Annotated in this window: 20 protein-coding genes; 11 read left to right on the forward strand and 9 right to left on the reverse strand. The window is 57.8% G+C overall.

What is annotated here, in order from left to right:
* Positions 1-75: 75 nt before the first annotated feature.
* Positions 76-345: an usg protein gene (locus ACR0AD_RS04915; protein WP_267366492.1), complete on the reverse strand. Its 270-nt coding sequence runs from the start codon at positions 343-345 to the stop codon at positions 76-78.
* Between the two features lie 192 nt (positions 346-537).
* Between ACR0AD_RS04915 and gyrA the strand changes: the two genes are divergently transcribed.
* A complete protein-coding gene (gene gyrA, locus ACR0AD_RS04920) occupies positions 538-3,258 on the forward strand; it encodes a DNA gyrase subunit A (RefSeq protein WP_480485510.1) in 2,721 nt (906 codons plus the stop codon).
* A 42-nt stretch (positions 3,259-3,300) separates the two neighbouring features.
* Here gyrA and yghX read toward each other — a convergent pair whose 3' ends face one another.
* The 4 genes from yghX to ACR0AD_RS04940 form a co-directional block, all read right to left on the reverse strand.
* Positions 3,301-4,197: a YghX family hydrolase gene (gene yghX / locus ACR0AD_RS04925; RefSeq protein WP_480485508.1), complete on the reverse strand. Its 897-nt coding sequence runs from the start codon at positions 4,195-4,197 to the stop codon at positions 3,301-3,303.
* Between the two features lie 63 nt (positions 4,198-4,260).
* Positions 4,261-5,730, reverse strand: a complete 1,470-nt coding sequence (locus ACR0AD_RS04930; RefSeq protein WP_480485506.1) for a carboxypeptidase M32 — start codon at positions 5,728-5,730, stop codon at positions 4,261-4,263.
* Between the two features lie 4 nt (positions 5,731-5,734).
* Entirely contained in the window at positions 5,735-6,880 is a 1,146-nt protein-coding gene (gene ctaA / locus ACR0AD_RS04935) for a heme A synthase (RefSeq protein ID WP_480485504.1), read from the reverse strand.
* Between the two features lie 59 nt (positions 6,881-6,939).
* A complete protein-coding gene (locus tag ACR0AD_RS04940; protein ID WP_480485503.1) occupies positions 6,940-7,683 on the reverse strand; it encodes an RNA methyltransferase in 744 nt (247 codons plus the stop codon).
* Between the two features lie 154 nt (positions 7,684-7,837).
* Between ACR0AD_RS04940 and ACR0AD_RS04945 the strand changes: the two genes are divergently transcribed.
* On the forward strand, positions 7,838-8,458 hold the full coding sequence (locus ACR0AD_RS04945) for a thiamine phosphate synthase (protein ID WP_480485501.1): 621 nt from the start codon (positions 7,838-7,840) through the stop codon (positions 8,456-8,458).
* Here the strand turns inward: ACR0AD_RS04945 and ACR0AD_RS04950 are convergent.
* On the reverse strand, positions 8,455-9,597 hold the full coding sequence (locus tag ACR0AD_RS04950) for a HupE/UreJ family protein (RefSeq protein WP_480485500.1): 1,143 nt from the start codon (positions 9,595-9,597) through the stop codon (positions 8,455-8,457). The genes ACR0AD_RS04945 and ACR0AD_RS04950 overlap by 4 nt on opposite strands.
* 170 nt (positions 9,598-9,767) lie before the next feature.
* On the opposite strand from ACR0AD_RS04950, the gene ACR0AD_RS04955 reads away from it, so the two are divergent.
* The 3 genes from ACR0AD_RS04955 (at position 9,768) to ACR0AD_RS04965 (ending at position 12,315) form a co-directional block, all read left to right on the forward strand.
* Positions 9,768-10,661 carry a PfkB family carbohydrate kinase gene (locus ACR0AD_RS04955; protein WP_267365241.1) on the forward strand — a complete coding sequence of 298 codons (894 nt, stop codon included), beginning with the start codon at positions 9,768-9,770 and terminating at the stop codon, positions 10,659-10,661.
* A complete protein-coding gene (locus ACR0AD_RS04960; RefSeq protein WP_480528362.1) occupies positions 10,658-11,569 on the forward strand; it encodes a pseudouridine-5'-phosphate glycosidase in 912 nt (303 codons plus the stop codon). The genes ACR0AD_RS04955 and ACR0AD_RS04960 overlap by 4 nt, the downstream gene beginning before the upstream one ends.
* A gap of 65 nt (positions 11,570-11,634) precedes the next feature.
* Complete coding sequence (locus tag ACR0AD_RS04965; protein ID WP_267365243.1) at positions 11,635-12,315, forward strand: DUF502 domain-containing protein; 681 nt, start codon at positions 11,635-11,637, stop codon at positions 12,313-12,315.
* Here ACR0AD_RS04965 and ACR0AD_RS04970 read toward each other — a convergent pair whose 3' ends face one another.
* Both ACR0AD_RS04970 and ACR0AD_RS04975 read right to left on the reverse strand, forming a co-directional pair.
* A complete protein-coding gene (locus ACR0AD_RS04970) occupies positions 12,316-13,341 on the reverse strand; it encodes a patatin-like phospholipase family protein (protein ID WP_480481663.1) in 1,026 nt (341 codons plus the stop codon).
* 64 nt (positions 13,342-13,405) lie between these two features.
* Positions 13,406-14,179, reverse strand: coding sequence for a 3-hydroxybutyrate dehydrogenase (locus tag ACR0AD_RS04975; RefSeq protein ID WP_480480719.1), 774 nt, complete (start codon positions 14,177-14,179; stop codon positions 13,406-13,408).
* A 300-nt stretch (positions 14,180-14,479) separates the two neighbouring features.
* Here ACR0AD_RS04975 and ACR0AD_RS04980 point away from each other — a divergent pair, with 300 nt between their 5' ends.
* On the forward strand, positions 14,480-16,297 hold the full coding sequence (locus tag ACR0AD_RS04980) for an extracellular solute-binding protein (RefSeq protein ID WP_480485496.1): 1,818 nt from the start codon (positions 14,480-14,482) through the stop codon (positions 16,295-16,297).
* A gap of 554 nt (positions 16,298-16,851) precedes the next feature.
* The gene (locus ACR0AD_RS04985) at positions 16,852-17,091 is read left to right on the forward strand and encodes a hypothetical protein (protein ID WP_209503780.1); all 240 of its coding nucleotides are present in this window, start codon (positions 16,852-16,854) and stop codon (positions 17,089-17,091) included.
* Here the strand turns inward: ACR0AD_RS04985 and ACR0AD_RS04990 are convergent.
* Entirely contained in the window at positions 17,080-17,703 is a 624-nt protein-coding gene (locus tag ACR0AD_RS04990) for a helix-turn-helix domain-containing protein (protein WP_209503779.1), read from the reverse strand. The genes ACR0AD_RS04985 and ACR0AD_RS04990 overlap by 12 nt on opposite strands.
* Before the next feature lie 65 nt (positions 17,704-17,768).
* On the opposite strand from ACR0AD_RS04990, the gene ACR0AD_RS04995 reads away from it, so the two are divergent.
* From ACR0AD_RS04995 to ACR0AD_RS05010, 4 genes are all read left to right on the forward strand, one after another.
* A complete protein-coding gene (locus ACR0AD_RS04995; protein WP_480485494.1) occupies positions 17,769-19,286 on the forward strand; it encodes a class I adenylate-forming enzyme family protein in 1,518 nt (505 codons plus the stop codon).
* A complete protein-coding gene (locus tag ACR0AD_RS05000) occupies positions 19,283-19,942 on the forward strand; it encodes a DsbA family oxidoreductase (protein ID WP_480485492.1) in 660 nt (219 codons plus the stop codon). Before ACR0AD_RS04995 ends, ACR0AD_RS05000 begins: the two co-directional genes overlap by 4 nt.
* Before the next feature lie 76 nt (positions 19,943-20,018).
* A complete protein-coding gene (locus ACR0AD_RS05005) occupies positions 20,019-21,227 on the forward strand; it encodes a multidrug effflux MFS transporter (protein ID WP_480485490.1) in 1,209 nt (402 codons plus the stop codon).
* Positions 21,228-21,284: 57 nt separating this feature from the next.
* Positions 21,285-22,943, forward strand: a complete 1,659-nt coding sequence (locus ACR0AD_RS05010) for a hypothetical protein (RefSeq protein ID WP_480485488.1) — start codon at positions 21,285-21,287, stop codon at positions 22,941-22,943.
* Positions 22,944-22,958 lie beyond the last annotated feature (15 nt).

The raw sequence follows: 22,958 nt of genomic DNA on the forward strand, positions 1-22,958 counted from the left end.
CATCAGACACGCGCCGACCGCTTCGGTTCATTGTTTGAAGAGCATGCACCAACGGAAACTGCGCCTGTCCCTCGCTCAGTTCACACGAAACTCTCCTACCATGTTGCGCCACTCACCCGGTGCGATCATTTTGCGATGGGTGAATTTGACGGAATGCAGCGGGCCTTCGATTTCGCGCTGCCAGAAGTCGATGAATTTGAACAACTTCGGATGATCCGGCGCAAGGTCGTAATCCTGCCAGATGAACGTGTTCAAGACGTGGATATAGTCTGGCATATGATAGAAAAACTCCGCCGTCGTCAGCCCGTACCCCTTGAGCATCAATTCGGTTTCGCTTGGATTCATGCAGACCTCCTGTTTGATACAAGGCCTGCTCAAGATACCACGAAAACCTTCTAATACTTATATAACAATATGTTACTTGAGTATTACCGGGGAATTTCCCCGTAAAGGCGCTGCTTGCTTGCACCTTATGTGCCGGGTCTGATAAGATACACCCACAAGATATAGACCCAGAACAAGACACGGGCAGTTTACGTGAGCGATACGCCAGAAATTCCTGAAAACATGGATGAAACCCCGCCCGAGCGCCCAGTCTATGACGGCCCGACGGTTTCCATCGAATCCGAAATGCGCACGTCCTATCTGGACTATGCCATGTCGGTCATCGTCAGCCGCGCGATCCCTGATTTGCGCGACGGGCTGAAACCGGTGCACCGGCGTATCCTTTATGCAATGCACGAGACGGGGAACACGCACGATAAGGCGTACCGCAAATCGGCACGCCCGGTGGGCGACGTGATGGGTAAGTACCACCCGCATGGTGACAGTGCGATCTATGACGCACTGGTGCGGATGGCGCAGGATTTCTCGATGTCTCTGCCGCTGCTGGATGGTCAGGGCAACTTTGGCTCGATGGACGGCGATAACCCGGCGGCTATGCGGTATACCGAAGTGCGGATGGACAAGCCCGCCGCTTCCCTGTTGGCTGATATCGAAAAAGAAACGGTCGATTTTCAGGACAACTATGACGGCAAGGACCGGGAACCGACAGTTCTGCCGGCCCGTTTCCCGAACATGCTGGTCAATGGTGCCGGAGGTATCGCCGTGGGGATGGCGACAAACATTCCGCCGCACAACCTTGGCGAAGTAGTCGATGCGACTTTGGCGCTGATCGACGATCCCGACCTTACATCAGAACAGTTGATCGAATACGTCCCCGGCCCCGACTTTCCAACCGGCGGTGTGATGCTTGGGCGTTCCGGCGCGCGCAAGGCCTATCTGGAGGGCCGCGGCAGCGTCATCATCCGCGCCAAGACCCGAGTGGAAGAAATCCGCAAGGACCGCTATGCCATCGTTGTCGACGAGATTCCCTATCAGGTGAACAAGGCCGCGATGATCGAAAAGATCGCCGAGGCGGTTCGCGAGAAGCGGATCGAAGGCGTGGCCCATGTACAGGACGAATCCGACCGCAACGGCGTGCGCGTTGTGGTCGAGCTCAAGCGCGATGCAACGCCCGAGGTGGTGCTGAACCAGCTCTACCGCTTTTCGCCGATGCAGACCTCCTTTGGCTGCAATATGCTGGCGCTGAATGGTGGCCGCCCCGAACAGCTGACCCTGCGCCGGTTCCTGACCTCGTTCATCGACTTCCGTGAAGATGTCGTTGCCCGCCGTACGGCCTATGACCTGCGCAAGGCGCGCGAACGCAGCCACATCCTGTGTGGTCTGGCTGTGGCGGTGTCCAATGTCGATGAAGTGGTCGCAACGATCCGGTCGTCTGCTGACGCCGCCGAGGCCCGCGAAAAACTGATGACCCGCCGCTGGCCTGCCTCCGACATCGAAGGCTATTTGCGCCTGATCGATGATCCTCTGTCCAAGATGAATGACGATGGCACCTATAATCTGACCGAGGTTCAGGCCCGTGCCATTCTGGAGTTGCGCTTGCAACGCCTGACCCAACTGGGCGTCAAAGAGGTCACGGACGAGCTGGAAGAACTGGCGGCCAAGATCAAGGAATACCTTGATATTCTGTCCTCACGCGAACGGATCATGGGCATCATCGCTGATGAGCTGCGCAGCGTGCGTGAACAGTTCGCGGTCGACCGCCGCACTGAGATCGTCGACTGGTCCGGTGACATGGAAGACGAAGACCTGATCGAGCGTGAAGACATGGTCGTGACCGTCACTTCGGGCGGGTACATCAAACGCACACCGCTGGCAGATTTCCGCGCCCAGAAACGCGGTGGCAAGGGCCTGTCGGGGATGCAAACCAAGGAAGAGGATGTTGTGACCAACCTCTTCGTTGCGAACACCCATACACAGCTGCTGTTCTTCACGACGGACGGGATGGTCTACAAGCTCAAGACCTGGCGCTTGCCCCAATCCGGACGCACCGGCAAAGGTAAGGCCATCGTCAACATCCTTCCGATCCCAACTGGCGTTTCCATCGCCGCGATAATGCCCGTGGATGTACCGGACGAGGAATGGGAAAACCTCCAGATCGTCTTTGCCACCAGCGCAGGTGACGTGCGTCGTAACCGGTTGTCGGACTTCACCAATGTCCGGCGCAACGGCAAGATTGCCATGAAGCTGCCCGACGGCATTGAACTGGTGAATGCGCGCATCTGTTCGGAAGACGAAGACGTGATGCTGGTCACCAATTCCGGCCGCGCGATCCGCTTCCGGACAACTGACGTGCGTGTCTTCAACTCGCGCGAATCCACAGGTGTCCGGGGGATCAGGCTGACCAACGGTGACCGCGTCGTTTCGATGTCCGTGATCCGTCATTTCGAGGCGACACCCGAAGATCGTGTGGCCTATCTCAAGATGCGGCGTGCGGTTGCGGGGCTTACCGAAGAAGACGCTGGTGAAGACGAGGAAGCCGCAGCAAGCAGCGATTTCAGTCAGGAGAAATACGCCGAGATGTCGGCTGCCGAAAACCTTATCCTCACTATCACCGCTGGTGGTGCAGGCAAGTTGAGTTCAAGCCACGACTACCCCGTGCGCGGACGTGGCGGCATGGGCGTAGCCGCGATGGACAAGGCGATGCGCGGTGGGGATTTGGTTGCATCATTCCCGGTCGAGATCGACGATCAGATCATGCTGGCCACATCGAAAGGCCAATCTATCCGGGTGCCGGTCGATGGCATCTCTTTCCGCTCACGTTCCGCAGGTGGCGTGAAAGTGTTCAATACCGGCAAGGGCGAAGAAGTCGTCAGCGTCGCGTGGATCGCCGATCAGGGCGACGAGGAAGAATGACAGTAACCCCGGGCACCGGTTCGACGGTTCCCGGGGTTCAGTTCATGTCAGGTAGGTATTGAAAAAAGCGATGGTCCGGCTCCATGCCAGATTTGCCGAGGCTTCGTCATATCTGGGCGTCGTATCGTTGTGAAAGCCGTGATTGACGTCCGGATAGAAGTGCACGCTGAATTTCTTCTGATTGGCTTTCAGCGCCTCTGAATATGCGGGCCATCCAGCGTTGATACGCTCATCCAGACCGGCATAGTGGATCATAAGAGGTGCTTCGATGGACGGAACATCTTCGGCTGGTGGTTGCCGACCGTAGAATGGCACCGAGGCCGCAAGGTCCGGATAGGCTACGGCCAACGCGTTGCAAACACCTCCGCCATAGCAGAAGCCGACAGAGCCAACCTTGCCTGTCGAAAGTTCATGATCACGAAGGAATTCAAAGGCGGCGAAGAAATCCGCCATCAGTTTTTCCCGGTCCATCGAGCGCTGCATTTCTCGCCCTTCTTCATCAGTACCGGGATAGCCGCCAAGGGGCGACAACCCATCAGGTCCAAAAGCCAGAAAACCGGCCTTGGCCGCGCGGCGCACAACGTCCTCGATATAGGGGTTTAGACCCCGGTTCTCGTGTACGACCAGTACCGCTGGCAATTTTCCTTCGGCATTTGCCGGCATCGCCATCAGGCCGCTGGTTTCGCTGTGCCCGTCCGGGCTGTCATATGCGACCACCATGGTTTGGATCGCGGGATCGTCCGGTGCCACCTGTTGCGCCCAGGCGTAATTGGGTTGCAACTGGTCCAGAATCATTGCGCCTGTCATTCCGGCAGCCGTGTATTTACCGGCTTTTGAGATGAACTCACGCTTGGACATCGTGCCGTGCACATATCCATCGAATATCTCGAGGATACGCGGATCAAAATCACTGGCTTTCTTGCGGGCTTTTCCGGTCATCGTTGCCTCCCAGGCGATGGTATCGGTGCACCGATTCTAACGCTTGGGAGGCAATTCGGAAACTCACAAATCGTAGAGCGCGCCGAACTTGGTCTCGAGATAGGTTAGCAATGGGTCCGGTCCGGGCTCGATGCCGCTTGCACGGGCTATCACCTCGCGCGGTGCATAAAGGCCGCCATGCTGCTGCACATGCTCGCGCAACCAGCTGGTTGCGCCGGTGGTGTCGCCGCGAGCCAGTTGCGCATCAAGATCGGGCTCTGAACCGCGCAAAGCCTGATAGAGGCACCCAGCATAGACATTGCCGAGCGAGTATGTCGGGAAGTAACCGAACAACCCAACCGACCAATGCACATCCTGCAAACAACCGTTCGAGGGCTTGTCGACCGCATAACCGAAATCTGCCTTGAACCGATCATTCCAGGCGGCTTCCAGATCGCCGACCTGCAAGTCTCCGGCCATCAGCGCGCGTTCCAGATCAAACCGCAGCATGATGTGCAGATTGTATTGAACCTCATCCGCCTCGGTGCGGATATAGCCGTTATGCACGCGGTTGACCGTCGCATAAAACGCATCCGGATCGGCGATGCCGAAATCGCCGAACGCCTCTTTCATTTGTTCGAACAACCAACCGGTAAAGGCCCGCGACCGACCCAACTGGTTTTCGTAGATCCGGCTTTGACTTTCATGCACGCCCATCGACACACCAGACCCGAGCGGTGTCAGCAGGTATTTCCTGTCGATCCCCTGTTCATAGGCGGCGTGGCCCACCTCGTGAATGGTGGAATAGAAACAATTGAACGGGTCTGTTTCGCTGGTTCGTGTGGTGATGCGGACGTCAAGACCGCTGCCGGAACTGAACGGGTGAACCGCCTTGTCCACGCGACCATTGTTCAGGTCGTAGCCAAAGGCGACCGCCAGTTTTTGTGTCAGACGCATCTGGGTCTGCTCGTCAAAACTGTGGTTGAGGGCAGCGGGCTCGGGCCGCTCCAGCACGGCGGCACGCAGGGCTACCAGTCGTGGGCGCATCTGGTCGAAGATATCCGCAATCTGTGCGCTGGTCGTGTAGGGCTCGTAATCTTCGACCATGGCGTCGTATACGTCGCCCCCTTGCGCCAGCGCCTCGCCTTCCTGTTGTTTCAGCGACACGACTTCTTCCAGAACCGGAAGAAAGGCCGAGACATCTTCGTCCGCGCGCGCCTGCGCCCACTTTCCCTGCGCAGCGGACGTCACACGGGCGATCGCCGTCGCCAGATCGGCAGGCACCTTCACCGCGCGATCATATGCGCGCCGGATTTCACGCATCTGCGCCTTGCCGACCTCATCCTGAGGCGCGGCCTGATCCAACCATTCGGCAACACGAGGATCAGAACGACGTGCGTGCAGGACAGATTCGATAGCTGCCATTTCTTCGGCGCGCTGTGGCGCTGCGCCGCGCGGCATGACGGTTTCCTGATCCCAGCCAAGCCGACCGGCGATCTGGCCCAAAGCCGAAGTTTCCCGCTGAAAGGTCATCAGTTCATTGAAAGCGGTCATAATTTTAAACTCCGCGCACAGATGTTGCGATTGGATAAGCCGTGAGGAACCGCGCGCGCAGGATCAGCGTCCAAACGATGACGGCCATAAACTGGTGGAAGATTGCGACCTGCCATGGCGCGCCGTAAACCACGGTCACGATGCCGACGACGACCTGTAACGAAAGCGCGGCGAAAGCAGCGTTGAAGGCAAAACGCGTCTGCGGATGCGCGCTGCCGCTGCCACGTCGCCAGACGACAACGGCGAAGATGAACAGCAGATACCCTGCACACCGGTGGATGAACTGTACCAGACCAGGGCTTTCAAAGAAGTTTCGCCACATCGGCTCCAACATAGTCGCATCCGGTGGAAGCAACTGCCCTCCCATCAGCGGCCAGTCGGTGTAAGACCGCCCGGCGTCGATCCCGGCGACAAGCGCGCCAATGAGTGTTTGTAAAAAGGCGAAGTGCATCAGCCCTGTGGACAATGAAAACAGCCTGACCTCTTTGGCCCGGCGCGCCTGCATCAGGTCACGTTCTTCCCGGCCGAGTTCAAAGATGTACCAGGCCAGCGCTCCCAGGATCACAAAAGCCAGCCCCAAATGCGTTGCCAGACGGTAACTTGCAACAGCCGTCATGCCTTCACCCTGGGTGACGCCCGAGGCCACCATCCACCAACCAACAGCGCCCTGCAGACCGCCAAGAAGACCCGGAACGATCAGCTTTCCCGTCCACCCTGTCGGAATCTTACGGGTGAGTAGAAAGGTCAGAAATCCAGCGGCCCAGACCAGACCGATCATGCGGCCCAACTGACGATGGCCCCATTCCCACCAATAGATGGATTTGAAATCACCCAGTTCCATCCACTGGTTTTGGATGCGCCATTGGTCAATCTGCTTGTACTTGTCGAACTCTGCCTGCCAGTCCGCTTCGGTCATCGGCGGCAAAGCTCCGGTGATCGGGCGCCATTCGGTGATCGAGAGGCCGCTGTCAGTCAGGCGCGTCAAGCCGCCAACCGCGATCATCACAACGACCAGAGCAAACAGGATCATCAGCCAGACGCGGATCGCATTGCGCGCGCCGCCGCGCCCCCGGTCGATCATACCGGGTTGAACCGCCTGTTGTTTTTTGGTGTCCGTGACCTCTTCGAAGATGCTGCGCCTACCGCTCATGCTGTCCTCATGTCCTGATTTTGTCGCAAGCTAGGGCTTGGGTGAAGATAGGTCCAGCCTCAGCCTTTATCCTTCCAGCGGACCATCTGACGCATGATCCCGTGCAACATCTGCACATCGGCCCGTGTCATTCGCATCCGCGACCACAGGTTGCGCAGGTTAACCTTCATCCCTTCGGCCTTTTCGGGAGGGTAGAAGAACCCCGCCTCCTCCAGCCTGTCCTCGTAATGCTCGACAAGTTTTTCGACCTCGACCCCAGTGGCCCAGTCACCTTTGCCCAGATCGGTCGATTCATGCACCACATCCCCGGTCTGGCGCATCCACTCATAGGCGGTCAGCAATACGCATTGACCAAGGTTCAGCGAGGCATATTCCGGGTTTACCGGCACCGAGATGATCGCGTTGGCCTTGGCGATGTCTTCATTCTCTAGCCCCGCGCGTTCAGGGCCGAACAGAACGGTAACCTTCTCGCCCGCAGCAATCTTTTCGGCGGCAATCTTCATTGCGTGTTCGGGGCTGTAGACAGGTTTGGTCAAGCCCCGCTGACGGGCTGTCGTGGCGAAGACAAAAGTGCTGTCGGCCAGCGACCCGGCCAAGTCGTCAAACAGCTGCGCCTCATCCAGCAAGCGCCCTGCGCCGCTGGACATTGCCACCGCTTTGGGGTTCGGCCAGCCGTCACGCGGGGCCACGATACGCATCCGATCCAGCCCAAAGTTCCACATCGCCCGCGCAGCAGCACCGATGTTTTCACCCATTTGCGGGCGCACAAGCACGAAGGAAGGCTGGGGTTTGTCGCTGGGCATGGCTCACCTTAAGAAAACTTGGCCTGCTGTAATTGGCAGGCTCTTGCAGGGCAAGGCGCAGGGGCGTTATTTGCAGGCTCTTGACCATAAAAGTTTGCTTCCCAGCCGCAATCCGCTAAACCGCGCCAAAGACTGAAAGCCGAAGGACGCGCCCATGGACACCCCCGAGCAGCCGCAGATTTACCTGATCACGCCTCCGACTATCGAGTTGAGCACGTTCACGAACAAGCTGGCGACTGTGCTGGACGGGGTCGAGATTGCCTGTGTCCGCCTCGCGTTGGCCGGAAGTGACGAAGATACCATCGCTCGCGCGGCCGACGCTTGCCGTGAAATCGCCCACGCGCGCGACGTGGCCATCGTAATCTCGAACCATGTATTGCTGGCGCAGCGTCTGGGGCTGGACGGGGTGCACCTGGATGATGCTGCACGCTCGGTCCGCACCGCGCGCAAGGAACTGGGCGCCGATGCAATCGTCGGAAGCTTTTGCGGCGCGTCCAGCCATGATGGTATGACTGCTGGTGAAAACGGAGCGGATTATGTGGCCTTCGGTCCTGTCGGCTCGGCCAAACTGAGGGACGGGACCCGCGCCGAAAAGGACCTGTTCCAATGGTGGTCCGAGATGATCGAGGTTCCGGTTGTGGCCGAAGGTGGGTTGACGCCCGAATTGATCCGCGATCTGGCCCCCTGCACCGATTTCTTTGGCATTGGCGATGAGATCTGGGGCAATGACGATCCGCTTGGTGCACTGAAAACGCTGCTGGCCGCGTTGCCTTAACCCTGCACCCAAGGCTCGACTATCCAGTAGACCCCGGCACCTGCAATCAGCATCGAGGCCAGAACCGATACCCGGCCTCGTTTACGGTGTGAGCCGCCAGAAAACAAAAGCGCCAGAGCAAGCCCGGCAAAGGCTACTACAACAAGCGGCAGAATATTCCCGGCGCCAAAGCCCAAGATGGCCGGGGGCAGATGATCTGGCGGCACTCCGATCCCGACCAGGGCCGAGGCAATTACCAGACCTTGAAGACCGCCAATGGCGAGAACCGCCAACAAACGCCAGACCTGCAATCGCCGGGCAACCAGGTTCCACAGCGCCAGAACGATGGTCGAAGCCACCAGAACCGGGGCCTCGCTCACTTTTCCTGCATCCAATACGCCATGCAAACCCAGCCCAAGCCCGATCAGAGCGCCCGCTGACAGGAACACCAGTTGAGATACCACTGGGCGCAATTTCAAAGACAGAAACACTAGCGCCAAAACAAGAATGGATGGCTTAATTGGGTTTCGGAGAAACTGATCGACCCCTTTTGTGAAATATGTCTGCAATGTTTGTTGCGTTGTCAGAGACGCCCCGCCTTGCAAGGGGATCAGCGGGCTGGCTTCACCGGCAGCCAAATACCCGGTGTATGGGGCCGCGACATTTTGCTGTCGCAGAACGATGGGTCCGCTTTCTGACGGCCAGGTCAGACGCAGGTTTGACGCCTGATCGGGCAAAGGAGCAGTCAGCAACAGTTTGGAAACCCGCACTTTCTCCGTTTCTCCTACAACAGGAATACGCACACCTTCATAAGACAAACTCAATCGCTCTGGTGCCTCCACGATAAGATTATGTTTCCAGAGCTGAACGAACTCTCTGATCTGGGGTTCCAGCTCAGAGGAAACCAGTCGCCGCAAGGATTTGTAGTTTGGATCGTCGGAAAACGCAGCGGGCTGCGCGGGATTGTTCCCGGTTAATATGGCCTCGGCATTCCATTTCAACTCTAGAAACAAAGTGTCGGACTTGACCCAGAAATCAACGACGGTCGGCGGGGCGGATTGCGCTCTGCCGGATCCGGGATGCAAAGCTACAAGAACAAAAAAACTCAGGGCACAGGTTTTGAGGGTTCGAAAGATGGCGCGGAAAACAGGGCCATTCATACGAAAAGCTCCAACAGGAAAATCAAATCACCAATCATTGCTATCGATTGTTCCCGCGAAGGCCGCAGATCGCAAGCCCAAAGGGCATATCGGACCTGTGCACCGTAAATCTCTGATTGCGGTAACGTTCTGACTTGCATGGGCATCACCGCTGCGGCATGACGTCCTTTATGACTCAGAACAGTAATATCCTGTGTATCGGTTCGGTCCTGTGGGACGTGATCGGACGATCGGCCAGTGCCATGCGGCAAGGCTCGGACGTGCCTGGCCGGATTACCCGCCTGCCGGGTGGTGTTGCTATGAACATAGCCATGACGCTGGTGCGTTTTGGTATGACGCCAACCCTGCTGACCGCCATTGGCCGCGACCCCGAGGGCGACGAGCTGATTCATGCCTGTTCCCGCCTCGGTATGATCACGGATCACATCTATCGCTCGCAGGACCTGCCGACCGACCGATATATGGCCGTCGAAGGTGCCAACGGGTTGATCGCGGCCATTGCCGACGCGCATTCGCTGGAAGCCGCTGGCGCTAAGATACTGCGTCCGCTGATGCACGGCCCGCTTGGCTATGAAAACACGCCCTTTGAGGGGCCCATTGCGCTTGACGGCAACCTGACCCTGAACCTGCTGGAAGAAATCGCCCAAAGCCCTGCATTTGCCCGTGCCGATCTGCGTGTTGCCCCGGCCTCGCCAGGTAAGGCCGAGCGCCTGTTGCCCTTCCTGAAACATGCCCGCGCCACGCTTTATGTGAACCTCGAAGAAGCAGGAATATTGTGCCAGCGTGAATTCACCGATTCTGAATCTGCCGCAAAGGGCCTTCTGGATCGTGGCGCACTGCGCGTGCTGGTCACCGATGGCGGCAGCTCGGCCACGATCGGCAGTTCGGACGAAATTCTGACCCAAACACCCCCCTCCGTTCTGGTCACCCGTGTGACCGGCGCCGGGGATACCTTCATGGCGGCTCATATCGCCTCAGAATCCGGCGGCGCATCGAGTGATGAGGCTCTGACCCGCGCTCTGCATGCCGCAGCAACCTACGTTTCCGGAGAAACCCCACTGTGATCGACATTCAATATTCAGCCGAGGTCCGCGCTGCCAAGGACGCGGGTCATCCCATCGTTGCGCTGGAAAGCACCATCATCACCCATGGCATGCCCTACCCGCAAAACGTCGAAGTTGCGGCGCAGGTCGAACAGGACATCCGCGATGCGGGGGCGGTTCCGGCGACCATGGCGGTGATTGAAGGCAAATTGCATGTGGGGCTCGAGCCTGGCCAGTTGCAATGGCTGGGTCAGGCGCAAGGCGTTGCCAAAATCTCGCGCGCAGATATGGCGGCCTGCATCTCGACCGGTGGTACCGGAGCCACAACCGTCGCCGCCACCATGATCGCCGCGCATTATGCCGGGATCGAGGTATTTGCCACCGGCGGCATCGGGGGTGTGCATCAGGGCGCTGAAACCACGTTCGACATCTCGGCTGATCTGCACGAACTTGGCCATACACCAGTCACCGTCGTCGCAGCCGGGGCCAAGGCCATCCTTGATCTGGCCAAAACTCTTGAAGTTCTGGAAACGCTGGGGGTGCCTGTCATCGCCCATGGCCAGGATGCGTTTCCTGCCTTCTGGTCTGCAAAATCACCCTATGCTGCCCCCCTGCGCATGGACACTCCTGAGGCTATCGCCAAGGCCCATGCAACGCGTCGCGCGTTGGGCCTGCCCGGCGGGCAGCTTGTGGCGAACCCGATCCCGATCGCGGATCAGATCCCTTCCGAAATACTGGCCCCCATCATCGCCGAGGCACAGGCTGATGCAGATGCGCATCGGATCACCGGAAAAGATGTGACGCCCTATCTGCTGCAACGTATCTTTGAAAAGACCGAAGGACGTTCGCTTACCGCCAACATTGCCCTCGTGCGCAACAATGCGCGCCTTGCTGCGGCGATTGCACGGGCACTGGCAGAACAGGGATAACGCAAGCCTATTGTGCCATGGCTACCGATTGACTACCTAAATCCCGATAACCACTCGGAACCAAGATGAATACACCGTTCGACGAAGAACCGCATCATCGCCGTCCTGGCATGCTGGCACGGCTGCGCGCATCTTTCCTGACCGGCCTCGTTGTCATTGCACCGGTCTGGCTGACGGTTTGGCTGATCTGGTCGGTAGTCGGCTGGATCGACAGTGCCGTTTTGCCACTGGTGCCTCATCAGTTCCAACCGGAACAATACGTTGGTATCAACCTGCGCGGTGTGGGCGTCGTGATCTTCCTGATCTTTACCGTGATTGTAGGGTGGATCGCCAAAGGCATTCTGGGCCGGTCCCTGATCCTGTTCGCCGAAAGCGTGGTAGATCGGATGCCGGTCGTCCGCTCGATCTATTCCGGGATCAAACAAATCTCGGAAACCGTATTTGCCCAAACCGAACGCTCTTTTGAAAAGGCTTGCCTGATCCAGTACCCCCGCCGCGGGATCTGGGCCATTGGGTTCGTCTCGACAACCGCCAGGGGCGAAATCAGCAAACGCGCAGAGACCGGAGGAGAGCTGCTAAGCGTCTTTGTTCCGACCACCCCCAACCCGACCTCGGGCTTTTTGCTGTTTTTCCCGGCGGAAGACGTAATTTTGCTGGACATGACAATTGAGGATGCCGCGAAACTGGTGATCTCGGCCGGGCTCGTTTATCCTAACGAAAAAGACCCTACGCAACCACCCGAGTGATTAACCGAACATGGTCGGCAGATCGACTGTACTGGTCTGGCCCAGATCACTCTTGTGCTTGGCCAGAAAACGATCCGCTGCCGCCCGCCCCGCCTGTTTCAGCTTGTGCAAAATAACCGGGTTGGGCACGGTTTTGGTGGCAACAGACAGGCTGCTCATCAACTCGTTATCCGCAATCATATGCACCAGAACGCGGCTCATGTCCCCGGCCTTCAGCTTGCCCTCTTTCAGAAGCCGCTGAACAAAGCTGATTGCCCGCAATTCGCGAAACAGGGAGGAATTGAAGCTGATCTCGTTGATCCGGTTCTGGATCTGCTGCGGTGTGACCGGTACCGCGTCGCGCTCCAACGGGTTGATATTCACGATCACTACGTCATCCGGCAGGTCATTGTTGAACAGCGGATAGAGCGCCGGATTACCAGTATAACCGCCATCCCAGTAGGCTTCGACCCGGTTAGTATTTGGATCAAATATCTCGACTGCCTTGAACAGGGTCGGCAGGCAAGCTGAAGCCAGAATGGCATCTGTCGAGACCTCCTCGCCAGTAAAGACGCGGATTTTCCCACTTCTCACGCAGGTGGCGCACACAAACAGGCGGGGTCCCGCATCGGCGCATACTTCCGCAAAATTGAACCTGTCCACCACCGGCTCCAGCGGATTGCTGTAGAATGGACCATAGGCATAAGGCGACACCATCCGCGACCAGGCATCACCGATTGAAAACGGCACCGAATATTCCATCGCCTGCGCGATTGCGGCCGGTTCCAACCCGCGAAACCAATTGGCTATACGCATGTCTCCAATCGCACCCATACGCCTCCAAAGCCCGTCCAGCTGCGCACGCGCACCCTCACGTCCTGAATGAACCATCCCCGATTTGAACGCCGCACCGTTCAACGCACCGGCGGATGTACCGGTGATCGCGGCAACCTCGATGTCTTCCTCATCCAGCAGTCGGTCAAGCACACCCCAGGTGAACGCCCCATGCGCACCGCCGCCCTGCAAAGCCAGATTGATCCGTACCACCGCCTTCACCCTTCATCTTTTCAGAAATACTCCGGGGGTTTGGGGGCAGCGCCCCCAAGGCCAATCACAAGGCGGTCCAGCCGCCATCGACAGAAATCGTGGTTCCCGTGATCTGCGCCGCTGCGTCCGAGCACAGGAAAATGGTTGTCCCGCCCAGTTGCTCAACCGTGGCGAATTCCTTGGAAGGTTGCCGTTCCAGAAGCACGTTTTTTACAACCTCCTCGCGGCTCATATTGTATTCTTTCATCGTGTTCGGGATTTGGGCCTCAACCAGGGGTGTCAGCACATAGCCCGGGCAAATGGCGTTGCAGGTGATAGGTTCTTGCGCGGTTTCCAACGCAACGGTCTTGGTCATCCCCACCACCCCGTGCTTGGCGGCAACATAGGCTGCCTTGAATGGCGACGCCGTCAGGCCGTGGGCCGAGGCGATATTCACGATACGACCCCAACCCGCCTTGCGCATCATCGGCAGTGCGGCAGCGGTCGTGTGAAAGACCGAGTTCATGTTGATCGCAATAATCGCATCCCATTTTTCCGCCGGAAACTGATCGATCGGGGACACAAACTGAATGCCCGCGTTGTTCACAAGTATGTCGCAAGCTCCGGCCTGCTTAATCAGCGCCCGGCACTCTTCGCCTTTTGACATGTCCGCCTTGATGTAACGCGCTTTGGTTCCGGTCTCTTTGGCAATCTCAGCGGCCAGCGCGTGATCTTCGTCTCGGTCCGTAAAGGAATTCAGGACAACATCTGCTCCGGCCTTCGCCAGCTCGCGCGCGACCCCCAGACCGATGCCAGAATTAGACCCCGTGATGATTGCTGTTTTGCCGGAAAGGCTCATGACCGTTCTCCCTGAAGCGATGATTTGGTGCACAATGCCATGCTGCACCTGCAAAGAAAACGGGGAAACACAACTGCCTGAAATCCCAGCCTGACACTTCTCAAGCAGCCAAAAAAAACGCCCGCACGAAGCGGGCGTTAAGTTATTGAGGCAGGTTTCATACAGGCAAGAAACCTATCGAGCAGTGCATCCTTTATAAGCAATTCCACGCCTTCGTCCAAGCTAAAAGTTTGATAATATGAAAAATCATCACTACGGTGAATCCCAACAAAATAAGGCCAGAGCAGGATTGTTTCCAAAATGAGCCCGGATTTTCTCCGACCGTTTCGACCACTTGCGGCGGGAATCGCAAGCATTTTCATGATCTCTGTCGCCCATGCAGAATCGTCACATGGCATAGCTATGTATGGGGACCCGGCCCTACCACCGGATTTTGTGTCCCTACCCTATGCCAACCCCGATGCCCCCAAAGGAGGCAAAGTCGTTTTCGGAAATACCGGCGGCTATAACAGCCTGAACCCGTTTTTGCAAAAAGGCACCTCGCCCTGGCAATTGCCATTTTGGACCCATGAAAGTCTGATGGGGCGATCCTGGGACGAACCTTTCACACTTTACGGGCTGTTAGCCGAATCAGTTGAGACGGCGCCGGACCGGTCGTGGGTTGAATTTACCCTGCGGGAAGAGGCCCGGTTTTCTGACGGCAGCCCGGTCACGATTGACGACGTGATTTGGTCATATGAGACGCTCGGCACTCAGGGGCATCTGCGCTATCGCGGTTTTTGGGACAAAGTCGACAGGATCGAACAGACCGGCCCGCGTTCGGTTCGGATTACTTTCAACGTGCCTGATCGCGAACTTGCCCTGCTCGCAGGGATGCGTCCGATCCTGCAAAAGGCGCAGTGGCAGGACAAGGATTTTGCCGACGCCGCCTTGCAAGATGTCCCAATCGGCACCGGCCCCTATGTGATCGATAGCTACGAGGCGGGGCGCTATGTGAACCTTCGTCGCAACCCCGAATATTGGGGGCAGGATATCCCGTTCCGCCGCGGCACCATGAATCTGGACGAAATGCGGATCGAGTTCTACGGCGACGGCAGCGTCCTGTTCGAAGCCTTCAAAGCCGGTGAACTATCAGCGGTGCGTGAGTTCAACGGCGACAAATGGGACACGCAATACAGCTTCCCCGCCGTTCAGCGCGGTGATGTCATCAAGACCGAGATACCGCATGGCAAACCGTCAGGCATGACCGGGTTCGTGATGAACACCCGCAAAGCCCCGTTTAACGACTGGCGCGTTCGCGAGGCCCTGACGCTGGCCTTCAATTTCGAATTCATCAACGACACGATCACTGGTGGGACGCAGCCAAGGATCACGTCCTACTTCTCGGGCTCAGACCTGGCCATGCAGCCCGGACCGGCCCAAGGGCAGGTAAAAGCCCTGCTGGAACCCTTTGCCTCGGATCTGATCCCCGGAACGCTGGAAGGGTATGAACTGCCGAAGGGCGACGGTTCAGCCCGCAACCGCGCAAACATCCGCAAAGCCACCAAACTGCTGACCGAATCGGGCTGGACCGTTCAGGACGGGGTTTTTCGCAACACGAATGGTGACCCGTTCAAAATGACGGTCTTGCTACAGCAGGGGGATAGCGAGATGGCGTCGGTGGTCGAGATTTATTCCCGCGCTCTGGAACGGCTTGGCATTCAGGTTACGACGGAGCAGGTCGACAACGCGCAGTATGTCGGGCGCACCGGGGAACTGGATTTTGATGTTACGCCCTTCCGGCGTGCTCTTTCACTGTCTCCCGGCAACGAACAGCGTTTGTATTGGGGAAGCGAGAACGCGGACACACCCGGTACACGCAACCTGATGGGCGTGGCCTCGCCCGCTGTTGATGCGATGATTGACGCCATGCTTGTCTCGGAAACACGTGAAGATTTCACTGCTGCAACCCGCGCACTTGACCGGGTTCTGACGGCTGGTCGCTATGTCATCCCGATCTGGAGTTTTGATGTCGGGCGGATTGCCCACATCCGCGAGCTCAAGTTCCCTGAGACTGTGCCAATCTATGGCGACGGACCACAATACATGCCGGAAGTGTGGTGGTACGACGCCGGGTAATCACTTGAACATCAGGACAGCCGGGCTTTACACGACACCGGCTGTTCACCGCGGGGTGTTGGCGGACCCCTTGAAATACGCGATTCCTTTACGCTCCCTGCACGATTGGCCCCGGAAAACTATGCCTGTCGGCGGAATTCAGCACATGGCCATCACACTCAGGTCTACGTTTGGCGACAGCAGGTCGCAGCCTCACATGCAGGCCATATCGGATGCCGGTCGATCCCATGAGACCCTCCTTCAGCCTGCTTCGGTCAACGTCAAAAGCTGCATTGAATCGGGGTAGTTAAACATTGCCCAAAGATGGAGGTCGCCTTTACAACCTGCGCGCCGAGAATACCCGGTTCCGCACCAAACAGGCCTCCTGATCCGCAGGTACTTTCAACAGTTTCGAGCCTGCCGCCCTGTTGTGGCAGGTATTGCAGAGGCACAATCTTGTAAAAGGAATGCCGAGACATGCTGCGACATTTTGTCATGTCTTCCCTTACGGCACCCATTACGTACCCTAAAGAGGGGGAGAGCAGTCCTAATCGCTACATAAGGAAAGCTCATACATGATGAACTGGACGGATCTGACACAAGACTGGAATGCGGCCTACGCACGTGCAAAGCGGCGTTTTCCGAATTTGCGTGACCAGGACATGATGCGCGTATCAAAAGACCGTAAAGGGTTCGAAGCCTATCTGGCAGAGCGTCACCAGTTAACCATGAACGAAGCTCATGAAGAGGTCGAAGATTTCCTGTTCACCGAAGGTCTGAACAGAGAATTCTGCCGCGCGTCGCTAAGCAAGTGATGTGACCCAAAGGATTGTCGCGTCTTCGTCGCTGACAGAGATTACGTTGTGGCCCATGCTGCCATCGTAATAGGCGCTGTCACCCCTGCGCATTTCAACCGGCTCATAGAATTCGGTATAAAGCCGGACAACACCGGTCAGAACATACATGAACTCTTCGCCATCGTGGCGCACCCAGCCGTCGAATTCGTCCATGGACCGCGCCCGAACCCGCGCACGGTAGGGCAGCATGTGCTTCTTGGTCAGGGTTTCGGCCAGCAACTCATGCTCGTAGGTCGTTGTCGCGTGGGCCGCCCCTTCGCCCATCCGGGTAATCGCCATCCGTCCGATGACCTGGTCCCGCTGCGGCGGTGTGAAAAGCTGAGGAACCGAGATTTCCAACCCAACCGCAAGCTTTTTGAGCGCGTCATAGGTAGGTGACATCTGCCCGTTCTCGATCTTGCTGAGCGTAGAACGGGCCAAACCGGCCTGACTGGCGGCCTGCTCCAGCGTCCATTTCCGCGCTTTGCGCAATTCGCGCACGCGCGCGCCAAGGTCCAGCGGTTCAACTTCGGTGTGATCGCCGGAATCGCGGGCAATTCGGATCAGGGATTTGGGATCTTGGGTGCTCATGCCATTCTCTATAGGCTTGGCCAGCCGTGCTTGCAACGCGCCAGACACCGCGTTAGCCAATGGCCATGTTATCTGTCTTCGATCAGGGGGCGCCCGCGCCCTGCCCCGCACCGTTCAATCTGGCGGCGCATGTCCTTGGCCGTGCCGATCAGGTCCCTGACAAAGTGGCGTTGTCGGTACTAATGCCCCACGGCGCGCAGGACTGGACCTATCGCGACCTGCAATCTGCCGTGTTGGGCACAGGTGCGGGGTTGCTGCAATCAGGTCTGACACCCGGCGATACCGTTCTGATGCGGCTCAGCAATACGGTGGATTTCCCGATTGCCTATCTGGGCGCGATTTCAGTGGGTATCATTCCGGTGCCGACTTCGTCGCAACTGACGGAACCCGAAACCGCCAGAATGATCGACGATCTGTCCCCGGCTGCGGTTCTTCGTGATCCCGCTGTCTCATGCGCGCCTCATCCCAGACAGATCGAGTTGGATGCATTAAAGGCCATGCGCGAAATTCCACCCGCCAGCTATGACCTGGGCGACCCCGAGCGCATGGCATATGTCGTCTACACCTCGGGAACCTCGGGCAGTCCGCGTGCCGTGGCCCACGCCCATCGGGCAATCTGGGCGCGGCAGATGATGGTTGATGGTTGGTATGGTCTGCGCGCGTCCGATCGGCTGTGTCACGCCGGAGCGTTCAACTGGACCTATACACTTGGCACCGGTCTGATGGACCCGTGGACCATCGGCGCAACCGCCTTGATCCCGGAACCGGGCACGGACATCTCCGCCCTGCCCGCTCTGCTCCGCCAGCATCGCGCAACGATCTTTGCCGCGGCACCGGGGGTCTTTCGCAAATTGGTGCAAGAGTATGAGCAAATCAACTTGCCTGACCTTCGCCACGGTTTATGCGCGGGGGAAAAGCTGTCGCGCGCACTGCACGAGAAATGGCTAAGCGCCACCGGTACGGAGTTGTTCGAAGCCTATGGCATGTCTGAATGCTCGACCTTCATATCCTCCAGCCCGGCCCATCCTGCGCGCGGCGACGCATTGGGGCACCCGCAACCGGGTCGTCGCGTGGCCATTCTGGGCCCGGACGGCCCGGTGCTGCAGGGGCAAGAAGGCACCATCGCCATTCATCGGTCTGACCCTGGATTGATGCTGACCTACCTCAATGCACCGGATGAAGTTGAAACCCGGATGCAAGGCGAATGGTTCCTGACCGGAGATCAAGGGGCAATGGCTGTGGACGGCCAGATCAGTTATCTGGGCCGGGACGACGACATGATGAATGCCGGAGGCTACCGCGTGTCTCCGGTCGAGGTAGAAGCCGCCCTGTCCCGTTTTCCCGGTATCACGCAGGTCGGCGCGGCCGCGGTCGAGGTCAAACCGGACTCATTTGTGATAGCAGCCTTCTATACCGGCCCGGAAAAGCTGGACGATGCGGCCCTGCGCGCCTATGTCGAGGCCAATCTGGCACGTTACAAACAACCGCGCGCCTTCATCCACCTGCCTGTGCTGCCCACCGGTGGCAATGGCAAACTCCTGCGCCGGGCGTTGCCGGCCTATTTCGAGGCACCAGCCACATGACCCAGACCGTCAAGCTCGACATCCTGTCCGATCCGATCTGCCCGTGGTGCTATATCGGCAAAACGCATCTGGACAAAGCATTGGCCAATGTGCCCGAGCACCCTTTTGTCATCGAATGGCATCCGTTTCAGTTGAACCCTGATATGCCGGACGCAGGTATGGATCGTCGCGAATATCTGGAACGCAAGTTCGGTGGCAAGGACGGTGCCCTACGTGCTTATGCGCCCGTGGTTGAACACGCTGAAAACGCCGGTCTGAAGATCGACTTCGAAGGCATGAAACGCACACCCAATACTCTGGATGCACATCGCCTGATCCATTGGGCCGGGATCGAAGGCAAACAGAATGCTGTCGTCGATGCGCTGTTCGATGCCTACTTCGTTCAGGCCCGCGATATCGGCGACCCCGAGGTCCTGTCCGACATCGCAGACAGTGCCGGAATGGATGCTGCGGTGGTCATGAAGCTGCTGAAATCCGACGCTGATCGCGAGGATATTCGCAACCGCGATACTCATTCTCGTGAAATGGGCGTCAGCTCGGTCCCGACCTACATAGTTGCCAATCAACATGCCGTTCCGGGTGCTCAACCGCCTGAAATGTGGGAGAAAGTGATCGCCGAGATCATGTCTCAACTTGAGGCTTATCCTGCAGAATAGCACAGAGGTCTGTGCGAATTTCCAGTCTGGTCTAACCCGATTCACCGTGATAGCGCGAACAGGTTAGGAGTGCTTCATGGCCAACCGCATGTCGAAGGCGGAATTCATTGCGCTGATCGCAATGATGTTCGCCACTATCGCGTTTTCGATCGATTCAATGCTGCCCGCCCTGCCCGAAATCGGCGCGCAGCTCAGCCCTGATGACGTCAATCGCGCCCAACTGATCCTGACGTCCTTCGTTCTGGGAATGGGCATCGGTACATTCTTTACCGGCCCGCTATCGGATGCGCTGGGGCGTAAGCCGGTGATGTTTTGCGGAGCGCTTTTGTACATTGCGGCTTCGGCTGTTGCCTGGGCCAGTTCTTCGCTGGAACTGGTACTGATTGCGCGTGTTGTGCAGGGTCTGGGCGCTGCCGGGCCACGTGTCGTGGCGATGGCCATCACGCGTGACTTGTATTCGGGCCGGGAAATGGCACGCATCATCTCGATTGCCATGATGATCTTTACGTTGGTACCAGCAGCGGCTCCGATGCTGGGCGCTGGTGTTATCGCCCTCTTCGGCTGGCGCGGGATCTTCGTGTCCTTCATCCTGTTTGCTCTGATCGTCGTATTGTGGATGAGCACACGACTTCCCGAATCTCTGGCTGTCGAGGACCGCCGTCCCTTCCGTCTGCATCAGATGATTGCGGCTGTGAACGAAATGTTTGCGCATCCGACTGTGCGCTTGTCTATCTTCGTGCAAACCTTGTGCATGGGGACCTTGTTCACTATGCTGACTATGGTGCAACCGGTCTATGATGTGATCCATGATCGGGCCGACAGCTTTCCCTTCTGGTTCGGATTTGTCGCCCTGATGTCAGGTTCGGCCAGCCTTTTGAACGCGGCTTTGGTGGTGCGTGTCGGGATGCGCCGGATGGTGACTTTTGCCTTCGGCGCGCAGATTGCCATCACGTCTGTCGTCATCATCCTGAACATGGCGAACCTTTCACCCGATATGTCATTTGCCCTGTTTGTCTTTTGGCAGACGATGGTCTTTTTCATGGCTGGTGTAACCATCGGCAATCTGAATGCCATTGCCATGGAACCCATGGGCCACATCGCGGGCATGGCCGCGTCGGTTGTCGGGTCGATTTCAACCGTACTGGCCGCGGCAATCGCCGCCCCGATCGGGCTTCTGTTCAACGGGTCCATCGCGCCTTTGACAATTGGCATCCTGAGTATGTGCGTTCTGGCGTTTGGCCTGATGATCCACATGGGTCGCATCGAAGAAAGGCTGCCTGCCTGACCTGTGAATTGCGGGTGAATCACGCTATCCTACCCTGAACTTACGGGAGGAACTGCGATGAACGATTACTACGATCTGGGCAGCTATTCCTGCCCAGTTTCCACTTCCAGTCCCGAAGCTCAGCTGTGGTTCGACCGAGGGCTGAACTGGACATACGGCTACAATCACGAAGAAGCGGTTATCTGTTTCCAACGCGCGGCCGAGCATGATCCGAACTGCGCGATGGCCCATTGGGGTTTCGCGTATGCCGCCGGACCAAACTACAACCTCCCCTGGGACCTGCTGGATGAGAGAGGTCGGGAAGAAGCGTTGTCACGGGCTTACGACGCGATGCAGAAAGCCCTTAGCCTGCTCGCAGGATGCACTGCCGTCGAACAGGCCCTGATTCAGGCCTTGCCTGCGCGTTACCCGCAACGCGGTCCGGTTGAGGACATGCACCAATGGGACCACGGTTTTGCCGACGCGATGCGCGCGGCAATTGCGGCGCACCCGGACCACCTTGACTTGCGTACCATCTATGTCGAAGCACTGCTGAACCTGACACCGTGGAAAATGTGGAATCTGGAAACGGGTCAACCCGCCCAGGGCGCGGCAACGAAGGAAGCGCAAGATGCGCTTGAATGGGCCATGGCGAACGATCCGTCTGCGATGTCTCACCCGGGCCTGCTGCACCTCTATGTTCATTTGATGGAGATGTCTCCAACACCAGAAAAAGCCCTGAAAGCAGGGGATATCCTGCGCACATTGGTTCCGGATGCAGGCCACTTGGTACATATGCCGACACATATCGATGTGCTCTGCGGACATTACCACAACGTTGTGCACTGGAACGATAAAGCCTCGGAAGCCGACCTGAAATATTACGAACGCGAAGGCGCGTTCAACATTTACACAGGCTATCGCCAGCACAATTATCACTTTGCCATCTACGGTGCGCTTTTTCTTGGACAGATCGAACCCGCCCTACGTGCAAATCAGGGATTGTGGGATACAACGCCCGAAGAATTGCTGCGCGTCGAAAGTCCCCCGATGGCCGATTACTTCGAAAGCTACATGTCCATGGGCCCTCACATCCTGATCCGGTTTGGCCGCTGGGACGAGGCTAAGGCACTGAAACTGCCCTCAGATCCTGACCTGTTCCGCACTCTGACCGCCACAACGCACTACGCGCGCGCCATCGCTCATGCAGCAACCGGTGATATCGCCAATGCCGAGGCCGAAGAAAATCTGTTCCTTGCTGCCAAGGAATGCGTTCCGGAAACACGCAGGCTGCACAACAACCGTGTGATTGACCTGCTGGAAATTGCGCGGGAAATGCTGCGCGGTGAGATCGAGTACCGCAAGGGCAACTTTGAAATCGCTTTTGCCCATCTGCGCCGCTCGGTCGAGTTGGACGATACCTTGCCCTATGACGAACCCTGGGGATGGATGCAGCCGACCCGCCACGCGCTTGGGGCGCTTCTTTTCGAACAAGGACGGCTGTCCGAAGCTGAAAACGTCTATCGTGAAGATCTGGGTTTGGGCGGCACGCTAAGTCGCGCCTCGATACATCCTGACAACGTATGGAGTTTGAAGGGCCTTTACGATTGCCTCAAGGCACGCAGCGAACAGGTCGAAGTCCTGCAGATCAAACAGCGGCTCGACCAGGCGTTGGCCCGCGCCGACCGAATGGTAGCTGCGTCCTGCTTCTGTGCGCAGGCGGCAATGCGTAGCTAAAATGTCTTGATCGTG

The organism is Ruegeria sp. BH8 (assembly GCF_056538065.1).

Excerpts from the sequence above, each read along its gene's own strand:
- ACR0AD_RS04915 (WP_267366492.1), bottom strand. The coding sequence starts at position 345 with ATGAATCCAAGCGAAACCGAATTGATGCTCAAGGGGTACGGGCTGACG.
- yghX (WP_480485508.1), bottom strand. The coding sequence starts at position 4,197 with ATGACCGGAAAAGCCCGCAAGAAAGCCAGTGATTTTGATCCGCGTATC.
- ACR0AD_RS04930 (WP_480485506.1), bottom strand. The coding sequence starts at position 5,730 with ATGACCGCTTTCAATGAACTGATGACCTTTCAGCGGGAAACTTCGGCT.
- ctaA (WP_480485504.1), bottom strand. The coding sequence starts at position 6,880 with ATGAGCGGTAGGCGCAGCATCTTCGAAGAGGTCACGGACACCAAAAAA.
- ACR0AD_RS04940 (WP_480485503.1), bottom strand. The coding sequence starts at position 7,683 with ATGCCCAGCGACAAACCCCAGCCTTCCTTCGTGCTTGTGCGCCCGCAA.
- ACR0AD_RS04945 (WP_480485501.1), top strand. The coding sequence starts at position 7,838 with ATGGACACCCCCGAGCAGCCGCAGATTTACCTGATCACGCCTCCGACT.
- ACR0AD_RS04950 (WP_480485500.1), bottom strand. The coding sequence starts at position 9,597 with ATGAATGGCCCTGTTTTCCGCGCCATCTTTCGAACCCTCAAAACCTGT.
- ACR0AD_RS04955 (WP_267365241.1), top strand. The coding sequence starts at position 9,768 with ATGACTCAGAACAGTAATATCCTGTGTATCGGTTCGGTCCTGTGGGAC.
- ACR0AD_RS04965 (WP_267365243.1), top strand. The coding sequence starts at position 11,635 with ATGAATACACCGTTCGACGAAGAACCGCATCATCGCCGTCCTGGCATG.
- ACR0AD_RS04975 (WP_480480719.1), bottom strand. The coding sequence starts at position 14,179 with ATGAGCCTTTCCGGCAAAACAGCAATCATCACGGGGTCTAATTCTGGC.
- ACR0AD_RS04980 (WP_480485496.1), top strand. The coding sequence starts at position 14,480 with ATGAGCCCGGATTTTCTCCGACCGTTTCGACCACTTGCGGCGGGAATC.
- ACR0AD_RS04985 (WP_209503780.1), top strand. The coding sequence starts at position 16,852 with ATGATGAACTGGACGGATCTGACACAAGACTGGAATGCGGCCTACGCA.
- ACR0AD_RS04990 (WP_209503779.1), bottom strand. The coding sequence starts at position 17,703 with ATGAGCACCCAAGATCCCAAATCCCTGATCCGAATTGCCCGCGATTCC.
- ACR0AD_RS04995 (WP_480485494.1), top strand. The coding sequence starts at position 17,769 with ATGTTATCTGTCTTCGATCAGGGGGCGCCCGCGCCCTGCCCCGCACCG.
- ACR0AD_RS05000 (WP_480485492.1), top strand. The coding sequence starts at position 19,283 with ATGACCCAGACCGTCAAGCTCGACATCCTGTCCGATCCGATCTGCCCG.
- ACR0AD_RS05005 (WP_480485490.1), top strand. The coding sequence starts at position 20,019 with ATGGCCAACCGCATGTCGAAGGCGGAATTCATTGCGCTGATCGCAATG.
- ACR0AD_RS05010 (WP_480485488.1), top strand. The coding sequence starts at position 21,285 with ATGAACGATTACTACGATCTGGGCAGCTATTCCTGCCCAGTTTCCACT.